The 11,413-nt window shown below is 47.6% G+C and carries 14 protein-coding genes and 1 pseudogene; 9 read left to right on the plus strand and 6 right to left on the minus strand.

Translation table 11 applies throughout. From position 1 onward, the window contains the following. From JW883_14825 to JW883_14835, 3 genes are all read left to right on the plus strand, one after another. The coding region (locus JW883_14825) for an endonuclease V (protein ID MBN1843541.1) at positions 1–181 on the plus strand (181 nt) is incomplete at its 5' end. 116 nt (positions 182–297) lie between these two features. After that, positions 298–1,260 (plus strand): L-lactate dehydrogenase, encoded by a 963-nt coding sequence (locus tag JW883_14830; GenBank protein MBN1843542.1) that lies wholly within the window; start codon positions 298–300, stop codon positions 1,258–1,260. A 121-nt stretch (positions 1,261–1,381) separates the two neighbouring features. Then, positions 1,382–1,981, plus strand: a complete 600-nt coding sequence (locus JW883_14835; GenBank protein ID MBN1843543.1) for an isoprenylcysteine carboxylmethyltransferase family protein — start codon at positions 1,382–1,384, stop codon at positions 1,979–1,981. A gap of 5 nt (positions 1,982–1,986) precedes the next feature. Here the strand turns inward: JW883_14835 and JW883_14840 are convergent, their stop codons facing one another. Continuing rightward, complete coding sequence (locus JW883_14840) at positions 1,987–2,187, minus strand: hypothetical protein (GenBank protein ID MBN1843544.1); 201 nt, start codon at positions 2,185–2,187, stop codon at positions 1,987–1,989. 718 nt (positions 2,188–2,905) lie between these two features. Here JW883_14840 and JW883_14845 point away from each other — a divergent pair. From JW883_14845 to JW883_14860, 4 genes and pseudogenes are all read left to right on the plus strand, one after another. Then, a pseudogene (locus tag JW883_14845) lies at positions 2,906–3,198 on the plus strand (class I SAM-dependent methyltransferase). Then, positions 3,167–3,316 (plus strand): hypothetical protein, encoded by a 150-nt coding sequence (locus JW883_14850; GenBank protein MBN1843545.1) that lies wholly within the window; start codon positions 3,167–3,169, stop codon positions 3,314–3,316. Before JW883_14845 ends, JW883_14850 begins: the two are co-directional and overlap by 32 nt. Before the next feature lie 79 nt (positions 3,317–3,395). After that, positions 3,396–4,388 (plus strand): sulfite exporter TauE/SafE family protein, encoded by a 993-nt coding sequence (locus JW883_14855; protein ID MBN1843546.1) that lies wholly within the window; start codon positions 3,396–3,398, stop codon positions 4,386–4,388. 123 nt (positions 4,389–4,511) lie between these two features. Next, positions 4,512–4,961 carry a MaoC family dehydratase N-terminal domain-containing protein gene (locus JW883_14860; GenBank protein ID MBN1843547.1) on the plus strand — a complete coding sequence of 150 codons (450 nt, stop codon included), beginning with the start codon at positions 4,512–4,514 and terminating at the stop codon, positions 4,959–4,961. 112 nt (positions 4,962–5,073) lie between these two features. Here JW883_14860 and JW883_14865 read toward each other — a convergent pair whose 3' ends face one another. Continuing rightward, positions 5,074–5,235 (minus strand): transposase, encoded by a 162-nt coding sequence (locus JW883_14865; GenBank protein MBN1843548.1) that lies wholly within the window; start codon positions 5,233–5,235, stop codon positions 5,074–5,076. Positions 5,236–5,846: 611 nt separating this feature from the next. Here JW883_14865 and JW883_14870 point away from each other — a divergent pair. Then, entirely contained in the window at positions 5,847–6,479 is a 633-nt protein-coding gene (locus tag JW883_14870) for a MarC family protein (protein MBN1843549.1), read from the plus strand. A gap of 360 nt (positions 6,480–6,839) precedes the next feature. Continuing rightward, a complete protein-coding gene (locus JW883_14875) occupies positions 6,840–7,571 on the plus strand; it encodes an SIMPL domain-containing protein (GenBank protein MBN1843550.1) in 732 nt (243 codons plus the stop codon). 21 nt (positions 7,572–7,592) lie between these two features. Here the strand turns inward: JW883_14875 and JW883_14880 are convergent, their stop codons facing one another. The 4 genes from JW883_14880 to JW883_14895 form a co-directional block, all read right to left on the minus strand. Further along, complete coding sequence (locus JW883_14880) at positions 7,593–8,591, minus strand: ParA family protein (GenBank protein ID MBN1843551.1); 999 nt, start codon at positions 8,589–8,591, stop codon at positions 7,593–7,595. Positions 8,592–8,755: 164 nt separating this feature from the next. Then, a complete protein-coding gene (locus tag JW883_14885) occupies positions 8,756–9,595 on the minus strand; it encodes a metal ABC transporter permease (protein MBN1843552.1) in 840 nt (279 codons plus the stop codon). Beyond that, the gene (locus JW883_14890) at positions 9,595–10,335 is read right to left on the minus strand and encodes an ABC transporter ATP-binding protein (GenBank protein ID MBN1843553.1); all 741 of its coding nucleotides are present in this window, start codon (positions 10,333–10,335) and stop codon (positions 9,595–9,597) included. Before JW883_14890 ends, JW883_14885 begins: the two co-directional genes overlap by 1 nt. Beyond that, positions 10,332–11,222: a zinc ABC transporter substrate-binding protein gene (locus JW883_14895; GenBank protein ID MBN1843554.1), complete on the minus strand. Its 891-nt coding sequence runs from the start codon at positions 11,220–11,222 to the stop codon at positions 10,332–10,334. Before JW883_14895 ends, JW883_14890 begins: the two co-directional genes overlap by 4 nt. Positions 11,223–11,413 lie beyond the last annotated feature (191 nt).

Here is an 11,413-nt window from a genome sequence, read left to right on the forward strand (position 1 = left end):
CTCTTCTGGGACCGAGATCTTCCGGGGAGGGAGCATACATCCTCTGTACGTCACGTCTGCTGGAGTGGATCTGCAAAAGGCGTCTGAAAAAATCAGGACGATGCATGGGGCTCATCGAATCCCGACTCTGCTAAAGCGGGTCGATCTTTTGGCAAGAGAAAAGGCCCAACAAATCGCTTGAGCGGAGCGGAATAATTTGCGGGCTTTTCGTATAATTTCGGTGCCATGCGGTCTGCTCGTCGCCGCCCGCTCAGCTTTGCGGTTGGCAAAATCGAAAATCGAAAGGACAACAACAAGATGAATTCACAGGTATGGGGAGCAAGAAAGGTGGTCATTGTTGGTGCAGGCGCCGTTGGCGCAACGTTTGCCTATGCGCTTGCCCAGAGCGGGATATCCGATGAGATCATACTGATTGACCAAAACCGTGATCTTGCACAAGGGCAAGTGATGGATCTTGCTCATGGCTTTCCATTCTTTCCACCAGTGGAGATACGGGCCGGTGAAACTGATGATTTCGCAGATGCACAAGTCGTCGTCATCACGGCCGGAGCCAAGCAACAACCCGGCGAATCGCGTCTAAATCTCCTTCAGAGAAACGCTGACATAGCCGAGAGCATCGTGGATGACGTCGTCAGCAGAAACTCCCGCGCCGTCATAGTTGTCGTCAGCAATCCAGTTGACGTTCTCGCTCAGATTGCTCTCAAGCGGACAGAATGGGATCGAGGTCGCGTGCTTGGATCGGGCACAGTCTTGGACAGTGCCCGTCTCAGGTATCTCTTGAGTAAGTGCTCTGGTATCGACGTCCACAATGTCCACGCCTATGTCCTGGGCGAACATGGTGATAGTGAGTTCCCGGCTTGGTCCTTAACCAACATTGCCGGCATGTCCATCAATGAGTATTGCCCCATCTGTGCGAAATGTGGCGACTGGAAAGCCCAACGGGCTCGCATTGTTGATGAGGTGAGGAGTTCTGCCTACCACATTATTGATTACAAAGGAGCCACGTATTTCGCAATCGGACTGGCCCTCGTCCGAATTGTTGGAGCTGTTCTCCGAAACCAGAAGACCGTTCTGACGGTATCAACGCTCCTGACCGGTGAATACGGTATTGACGATGTATGTTTGAGCGTGCCTGCAGTGGTTTCCCAGGTAGGGGTTGAACGGATTGTGGAAGCCGAACTGTCAACGGAAGAACGCGAATCACTTTCCCGATGCGCCTTGATTCTGCGCGACACACTGGCAAAGCTACACTCGACGTAAATGCCGAAGCAACAGAGCTGGCAGCACAGCCGTCTAACAAACACGCAGCGCTTGGCTCCGGTGCGATTAGACGACGAACCTGCAGCTCATCTCGCGCCCGTTAGACATAAAGGAATTTTACATGATTGAAAAATTAAGAATTCGGCTTACTCAATTATTTGTCATAATATTAATGGTTACAATAGCTGTATCCAGTAGTGCCTGGGAAATCAAAGCGCCTTTATTCAGCACAATTTTATTTCTCGTAGGGGCTATTTTGGTTGGGATTGCTTCATTGGGCCGATTATGGTGCTCTTTGTATATAGCAGGCTACAAGACAGATAATCTGGTTACAGAAGGGCCATATTCCATGTCTAGAAATCCTCTCTATTTTTTTAGTCTGCTCGGGGCACTGGGTGTCGGCTTTGCTTCAGAGACTCTTCTAGCTCCAGTTATTATTTTGTCTGCTTTTACGATATACTATCCTTTGGTTATTAAAAGTGAGGAAGCCGAGCTTCAGAGGCTGCATCCGGAAAAGTTTTATACATATTTTGAGAACGTGCCGAAGTTTTTTCCGAGCTTATCGAAGTTGAAAGAACCTGAAAAATATATCGTAAAACCAGTAATCTTCAAAAAGCATATGTTTGAGGCTCTTTGGTTTATTTGGATTGTTGGTCTGCTGGAAATAATTGAGGAACTTCATGAACTGGATGTTTTGCCCACCATGTTCAAGATTTATTGATTTGTCTAAACAACACCATGCACACCGACCGGGCTAAAAAATTTAGCCCTGACTATGTAAGAAAACTGATCGAAAAGTATCCGAGTATCTACTTCGATCTTGCCTTCGGAGATGCTGGTTCTGTCTATCCAGAAAGTGGTGAGCACCCAAGCAAGGGTCTGGATGAAATCAGGCAGTGGCATTGAACAAGCTTGGATAGATCTCATCACTGATTATCCATATCGGTTTCTTGCCGCATTGGACGTCGCTGGCGATCGGGTGGATCACGTGAGTAAGAATACTCTAACGCTACGAGCATTTATAGATAATTTGCCGAAAGAAACACAAGAGGTGGTTGCATACAAGGCTGCTTGGAAATTGCTTTTTAGTGAATATATTTAATGTCTAATCGGGTAGCCGAGGGTTTTTCTTCCCCGGCCCCCACACCATACGCCGTCGCCGGAGGCTATGGCGAGACAAGTATATGCCGTTTGTGTTCGTCTGTGCCGCCGAAGCGTTTGCCTAGGTGCATCGGCTCATAGCTTTGCCCTCGGGGTTGCCGCTCCCTGCGGTTGCTCTCGCCGGTGGCTTCCCTTTAGCGCTTCACTCAAGTCCTTCGGACGGTCCCTCGCGGTTCCGCCCTCTTGAGCCCCCCATAGCTTTAATCGAAGGCGCTCTTGACGCGCCGTAGCCTTTGGCGAAGGTGGTTGCCGTCGGCCAGTATTTCTTTAATATCTCAAGACATTACAGGGTCACACACAGCGGACTTCCTGTCCGAGACGGACGGGTCGCCCCATAAGCCCTTCGGCCTTGAGCTCAGGGCCGAAAGGTTCACGCCCATGCCGGGCGTACACACCAGGATGGAGGTGACGGGAGACATTTTGGCCGTATTCTTGCAGAGGTGATTTATATTCTATCCGATCCAGGCTTCGGCATAGGAGAAAAATGAACAATAAATACGTACATGGATACGATCCGAGAGAAAACATGCGGTTGCAGGATCAAGCATCATCCCTGGTGGATCTCCTGCACGCCGACACTGCACATACCCTCCAGATTCCCGGGTTCTGGAGGCAGGTTGTGGTGTTGGAGCACAAACATTAACTTTGGCAAGAAATAGCCCGCAAGCCCGCATTACATCGATTGATATATCTGAAGCATCGGTGGCTGAAGCCAAGAAAAGGGTAGAGTCGGAGGGCTTCTCCAATGTCTGTTTTCAGCAGGGAAGCTGCCATTGACGCCAAGATGATTGAACCTGCAGAAATTGATAGAGGCATCAGAGACCTTTACAGGACGACGGAATTCGACGGTGTCTTCTGCTATACATTTTTCAAGGCTGTGGCAGAAAAGGGATAATTGCCGAACAAACGAGCGGCTCATCGCGCACCCGTTATATCTTATAGCAAAAGGCAACTTATTCATAACTCAAAAGATAATGACAAAAAGCAAATATCTGCCATATATAATAGTCACTATAGTTTACGGACTATGGTTGATTCTTCTTCCTTATTTCCGTGAAGACTTTCTCGGGCGATTCTATTATATGCCTTTTCTTGGAATAATTGCCGCGACAGTAGCCAACATAACACCGGCCGCAGCAGGAATAGTCTATTTTCCCATATTGACCCGATTACAGATAAATCCCCTAACAGCAGTTCAGTTCAATCTGATCATTCAGGCTTACGGTATGGGTCTCGGAACGTTCAAATGGTATCTTGTCAATAAAAAACTTTTTATGACGAATGTAATTCCTATATGTTTGTTCGGCGGTATTATAGGTATAATAATCAGCATTATTTTTGTTCCGATTGACAATCCGCAATTATTGACTCTGACATTCAATTTTATCGCTTTTTTATTTACTCAGGTTATTTTTTTCTCAATTCTTTTCAGACGCAAATACCCGAATCTTAAAATTGATTTAACCATCTATAATATAATGATACTTTTTGCCTTCTCATTATTAGGCGGACTTATTTCCGGCTGGATCGGCTTCGGCATTGACACAATGTTTTATTTTATTTTGACCTTTATTTTTAAGATTAATCCCGCTGTGGCAATTGTCACAAGTATTTCTCTTATGGCTGCCCTGTCTGTTACGGGAACACTGTTGAATATAATTGTTAATCAAGTCCCTCTTTCTTTATGGTATTCGGCTGTGCCGGGAGTGACAATCGCCGGATTATTTCTTGCAGCATATTTTGCTGTTAAAATCGGTCCAAAGAACATCCTTATATTATTCACCTTTCTTCTGAGCATCGATTTTTTTATGACCTTTTGGACCCAGCAAACAATACCGATGAGCCAGACGGTCAGGATGGTTTTAACCTATATTATTATTGTATATCTACTTATAATCCATGTAAAAATCTTTAAACAAGGTTATAAAGAAATCGGCGTGGAATTGGGAGGATTCAAGCCAGATTAGTGTCAAAATTGATCAATATGTACATTTTTTTAAAACTTAGAGTAAAACCTGAGCCTATAAATTCAGGGGACGCAAAAAGGCCGCGCCGTTGATTTAGGCGCGAAAAGGGAGGAGCGGACAAAAATGGCAAGGAGATATTTTGAAGATATCACTGACGAGGAGCCCCTCCATTGCCAAAAGCTTATTATTACCCGTGACGACATCATTGAATTCGCCAAGAGATTCGATCCACAGCCATTTCATACTGATGAGAATGCAGCAAAGGAATCCGTTTTCGGCGGTCTTGTTGCCTCCTCGCTCCACACTCTTTCCGCCTGTACTCGCGTGGTTGTGGAAGCACAGGGTGACGTAGCAATTTTAACTGGGGTTGGTATGGATGAGGCCAAAATGTTCAATCCAGTGAGGCCAGATGACATCCTTTCTGTCGAAGCTTGGTGGGCTGATCTCAAACGATCTCAAAGCAAACGGGATTTAGGATTCGCTGGGATTAGATGCAAGGTTACCAATCAGAACGGGGAACCAGTAATTGAGTATGGCTATCGATATGTAGTTGCTTGCCGAAACTCAGCTTAACCTTAGTCGTATAACGAAACAAGAATTCGTATGTCGCGAAGCCGGCATACAATTCTGGGTTGAACTGAGCCGCGTCTATTTGGAAATTGAATAGAGGGAGGTTCAGCGGATTTTATAACCGCTTCAGCCGGTTATTGGTGTTGGCAACACGAAAGACATACCGGGCGAGGTATTTCACTGCTTTTTCGCCATAACCGACCGGTTCGGAATGCGCCACCCAATCTTTTTCCCATACCTCGGAAGGAACTTCATCAAAGAGTCCGGCCTTTTTCAGCGCATCACGGAATTTGCCCTGAAGATGATGGAAAGCGGTTCGACCCGGACCAGAAAATCATTCTTGGCAGGCAGCCACCTGCTGTGATCCGGGCTTAAACCGCCGCCAGGGACCAGACCAGGTAATGGACAATGGGTATGCAGGGTCGTGCGGTGTGAGGTTTTTGACGAGTTTTGTGTTTAATCGCCTTTCCTTTTACAAAGGCCCGTTTACCCTGCCCACTGGTGATGGTCAGCGTTATGTGTTGTTTTACCAATCACTTTAGGGTATGGACACATTGAAGGTTGAGAAGTAAGGGAACAAATATGTTTTTCAGTTAAGGCTTTAATTCGCATATTCAATCTACACTTTCTTAGGATTGCGGATTATAGCGATCTATGTTGACTGACCCCCGGGGCCGACTGGAGGTGCTGATAACAAAAAAAGTGCCGGAAGGGAACAAGATGCCCTCGATGCCAAGATGTTGAAAAGGAGTTTGCTTCCCAACAATGCAAATGCACCCCACACAACTAAACGCTACGGCTGATTTGCGCCGTTAGACGGACCCACGCAATCGACAGTAAGCATGGGCATACTACTCAAAGCCGAGAGAGAAGACAAGCAAGAGGAAAATGGAGATATTTGAGGATTTCATAGCCATTCTTGTTACACTCATCATCATTATGGACCCTTTGGGAAATCTACCGTTCTTTCTACTCTTCACAAAACGCAATACGCACGCGGAACGGATCAAAATAGCGGGCATTGCCGCTGCATCCGCCTGTGCAATTCTCATCTTCTTCAGCACAACGGGAGATGCCGTTTTGCGCTTCTTCGGAATTGGCCTTCCGGCTTTTCAAATAACAGGTGGCTTTATTCTCTTTGTTTATTCCCTACAAATGCTTCGTTTGATTCCAGCAAGCATGAAGTCCACAGACGAAGAGGAGCAGGAAGGGATATCCAAGGAAAACGTAGCGTTGGTACCACTCGCGACCCCGCTGCTTGCAGGCCCCGGCGCAATAACTGCTGTTCTGGTGTGGCAGGAAACTGCCGACGACCCTCTCAGCACGCCTCTGTTGTCCGCAGCAATCGTAATTGCGTGCCTCGTTCTCTATCTAGTTTTTTACTTAGGAGAAAGGATTTACAAAATCCTTGGAGTTGGTGGCATTAGAGTAATTGCACGCCTCATGGGCTTACTTCTTGCCGTGATCGCAGTACAGTTCATAGTCGACGGTATTCGGCATATATATACAAATAATATATAGTCCCCTATAGTTGCATAAATAACATGACAAAATGAGTTGAAAAGCAATAATTACAAGCCATTAGACGTTTTTTTAACGACTCTGCCGGAATGAACTCCGGATGAAATCCTGAAATCAGTGAAAAGCAGCCATAATATTTAGCCCACGGGAAAGCCTATGTCGAAGATCCGCCGCAGGAGGGATACCGCATCTTCAGCATTGTTCCGCCTGCGGCGGACGGTAAATTTCTACAGCTGCAGCCTTAACGCTCCCGACGACGGGATTTCGCTTCGCTCAACTTGCAGAATCTGCAGCATCCTCGACTTTTGGTCGCGGTAGGATATAGTCAGTAAATTAAAATGCTTGAAAAAGGAGGCAGCAATGAAAAAAGCATTTGTTCCGGTTCTAATGGCGTGTCTACTGTCCGTCGCACATTCTACCTTTGCCCAATGCCCGCCTGCTTTGGACCGTAATTTAATTCTCACCGAAGGCACGGCCGAGGTGATGGGCCAAAACGATTCAGCCAAAATTTCCATTGCCGTTGTGTCCGACGGGCGGAATTTGGAACGGGTCAGCTCAGAAAATGCCGGCAAAACCAAAGGGGTCCTAAAGGCGATCAAGGGTTTGGATATAAAAAACCTCAAACTCAAGACCTCCAATTACCGCGTGACACCCCAAAAGAACTATAAAGCCCGGCCGCCCATGATCAAAGGGTATGAAGTGCACAATGCGATTGAGCTTACGCTGGAAGGATTTGAGGCTGAGCATTTATCCAAGCATGTTTCGAAAATTGTCGGGAAGGCTCTGGAAAGTGGCGCCAACAATATTCATCATATTCAATTTTACATCAAAAACAAAAAGCCACTAGAAAAGGAAGCTTTAACCCAAGCAACACAGGAAGCCATGGACCGGGCTAGAACTTTGGCCCAGGCAGCGGGCGTGAAGCTAAAACGCATCGCTTCACTCAGCACTCATCCGATTCACATGCCGCCCAGGCCATTTATGTTCCGGGCAGCCGATATGAAGGCTGAAGCCGCAGCAGGGGCGCCGCCGATTGAGATAGGAGAAAGTCAAATCCGTGTCCAGGTCAGCGTAGCCTATGAAATGGAATAGGGGCGAATGAGGGGTCAGCAATCATTCGAATTCTTCACTTTTCTCTTCATGTTCTGAACTCGGATCGCCGAGGTTCGTTGCAATAGCTTCTATCATTGCTGAATACGAGGATTCAGATGGATAGGGAAAAATCTCCTCAAATTCAGACGAGGGCTCCACAGGCATTGGAGGTTCCTCCATGGAATCGATATATTCCTCTGCCTTTCGCAGAATGTCATGCGCGGTCCTTGAGACATCTTCCTCCCGAGCCATGGCAGCGATTCTCGAAGACATGACTTCGTCGGCCAACTTCTCGTAATCTTTCTGACCAATGGCATGCTTATCATAGTCGCCGACAGGCAAGCCGTAGTCTACCGTCTCCCTGAGACGGATATTGTAACGAATCACTGTCTCAAAAACCTCTTCTTTGAATTTTTCCCTAACCTTCTCTAAAACGTGTCGAGAATATCGAGTCCTGTAGTCATACATTGTAACAAGGGCACGGGTTTTTATGGCATGGCCACAACTGTCTTCGAGCAGGATGATTATGTCTGTTAGTTTGGCAACCCCTCGAAGGGAAAAAAGGCTCATGTCAATTGGGATAATGGCCTCATCACTGGCACGAAGGGCATTGAAACACAAATGCCCAATGCTTGGCGGACAGTCAATGATGGCGAAATCATACTGTAGCTTAAGTGCCTGGAGAGCCTCCATGAGTCTGTTCTCTCTCCCTTCGATTCCTGCAAGCTCCTGTTCGATGGCACTGAGTCTGGTGTCTGAGGGAGCAATATCAAAGCCATCTTTAACAGGTACAACAATGTCTTCAATGCCCGGTTGCCCAACCTGCCTTGGCGCCATCACGTGATACATGCTTTTTTCGGGATCGCAGTCTATGTCTAAACCCATGGTGGCATGTGACTGAGGGTCGAAATCAATGAGCAGAACCCTCTGTCCCCTTAGTGCCAAACAAGATGAAAGATTGATCGCCGTAGTGGTTTTGCCGCATCCTCCCTTTTGATTCGCAATTGCAATGATTCTCACCAGCATCTCCTTTCTCAAATTCCGCGCAGAAGTCGCTTCGATTACATCGAGAACAACATAATTTAATACCAAAGGAGGGCATAAGCGTCAAGAAAAAATACCATATATAGAGGTCACCTTAGGATAAAGATGACTCATGTTCCACGTGAGAGAATATGAATAGACTATTTGTTTCCGCGCCCATGAAATCTTGTGGACAACCCCTTGACGGCAGTGGCAAAAAGATAGGCGAGCCCCGCAATCACAACGATGGTGGCGCCTGCAGGAAGGTTTGGCTCATAGGACACAATGAGTCCTGATGAAGTAAAGACTGCCCCTAGGATGGAAGCAATGATCATCATTTGAACCAGGCTGGGGGCATAGAGCCTGGCAGTAGCCGCCGGCAGCGTTAGGAGGGCGATGACCATAATGATTCCCACTACTTGAATCAGGATCACCACCGTGAGGGCAACAAGACACAGCAGCAACAGATAGGTGCTCACGACTCCGATTCCTTGCAGTTTGCTGTACTCCTCGTCAAAGCATACGGCCATAAAGCGTTTGTGAAAAAGAAGGACCGAAAGGATGATAAGGCCGTCAAGATATCCGAGAACCCGTATACTTTCTGTTTTTACCATCAAGATGTTGCCAAAGAGGTAGCTCATAAGATCCACGTTGTAGCCAGGGGTCTTGTAGATAAAAAGAATTCCTACGGCCATTCCAACGGCCCACAGTGCCCCAATGATCGTATCTTCGTACTGGTGGTAACGAAGGCTTATAAAACCAATTACTATCGCTGCGAAAAGGGCCGTCACAACAGCGCCGTGCAGGGGATTGAATCCATAGTAGTAGGCGATCCCCATACCCCCGAGGACCGTGTGGGAAATCCCGCCACTGATAAAGACAATTCGCCTGACAACGACGTAGGTTCCCATTACACCGCAGGCCACACTGGCCAGCAAGCCAATGACAACGGCGTTCTGCATGAACGTCTGGTCTCTTAGAACTGCAAAAAATTCAAGCATCACAATTCACATTTGTGTTTCAACATATGAACAGGTCCACTATAACATGCCTCAATCACATCGCCTGTGATGTGCTCGGTGTGGCTGCATGCCAATCTCCGGTTGACGCAAGCGACACGATTCACGTACGTGGAGATAAAACCCAGGTCGTGAGACACAAGGATGATTGTTACGGTCTCGTTCAGTCGTTTCAGCAATTCGTAGATGTCTTGTTCAACCCTTCCGTCTATGCTTACTGTGGGCTCATCCAGAAGGAGTAATTCCGGTTTTCCCACTAGGGCCCTTGCCATAAGAACCCGCTGTTTCTGCCCACCGGACAGGGTGCCGAAACGGCGATTGCGAAGATCATGGATTTCTGCCTCTTGCATCGCCTCTTCCGCCGATTGCCGATCGCCTTTGCGATACCTCCCAAACAGGGGAGACTTTCCCAACCGTCCTATGAGAACAACATCCATGACACTGATGGGAAAGCTTGCATCCAGGTCGGCATGCTGGGGGACATAGCCGATGAGGCGCCGGGCGCGCTCCGGAGTCTCTCCAAATACTTCAACCTTGCCCCTCAAGGGATGAATCAGGCCAAGAATGATTTTCAGAAGCGTAGTCTTCCCGCTCCCGTTTGGACCCACCACGCCCAGGAAATCGCCCTCTTGAACGTTAAGCACGATATCCTCAAGACAAAGAGCCCCATCATAGGAAAAATCCACGTGGTTAATTTGAACGACGCTTTTCTCTTGTCTCATTGCATCACCTTCACGAAAGTCTCAGCAATCTTTCTCATGTTTTGCAAATATTCCCTGGACAGAGGATCGACCTGAATGACTTTGCCCCCAATCGCTTTAGCCACGGTCTCTGCGCTTTCCTTACTGAACTGTTTCTGAACAAAAACCACTCTGATTCCTTCCGCCTTCGCTTGTGCGATGAGACGGGCCAGGGTCTTGGCGCTCGGTTCCTTGCCTTCCAACTCTATAGGGACTTGCTCCAAGTCGTAATCGTTGCAAATGTACCCCCAGGCAGGGTGAAACACCATAACTTGGCGATTCTTAAGATTTTTCAGGATACCGGTAATTTCTGCGTCCAGCTTGTCAAGATCATGGTGGAAGGCCCTCAAATTAGCTTCATAGTAGGCCGCGTGATCCGGGTCTTCTGAAATGAATGCATCGCAGATGCTTTTTGCCTGGATCTTGACTAACCTTAAGCTTAACCAGATGTGGGGGTCCTTGATACCCTTTCCATGATGATGGGCCTTCATGGGCAGAAGCTCAAGGCCTTGGCGCGTATCGATCACCTTCATGCGTGGATTTGCTTTGCTGATACGCTCTATCCATACATTTTCAAAAGGAACGCCAATCCGAAAAAACAGGCTTGCTTTACTCAGCTTGGCCATCTGCTTGGGCCTGGGCTCGTAGGTGGCCGGGCTCTGCCCTGGACCTACCATGACGGAAACATCGACTCTCTCACCCCCCACGCGCTCCGCAAAATAGGCCTGGGGAAGAATACTGACGAAAACCTTGAGCTTTTGCTTGGTATCGTTTGACAGCTTTGGATAGACGTTAGCGGTACCCAAAAAGACAATGACGAGAAACACAGCGCCGAACAGACCAACTGGCAACAGGAATCTTTTTGTCATTTTACTACTCCTTCTTTAAAGGTGACGCAACTCAGTTGCATCATCGGCCAAAAAAACTTTGTCCCCTGTTTCTTCAATCGCCTCTTAAGGGTTCGCGAAGAAACAAATTTACATTTTCAGGAGTCGAGGCGCACGCATGGCAAGGCGCGAGGAGGGCGAATAGCAAGCTATTTAACCGACGAGCAACGCAG

It is taken from the genome of Deltaproteobacteria bacterium (assembly GCA_016930875.1).
Taxonomy (GTDB): domain Bacteria; phylum Desulfobacterota; class Desulfobacteria; order Desulfobacterales.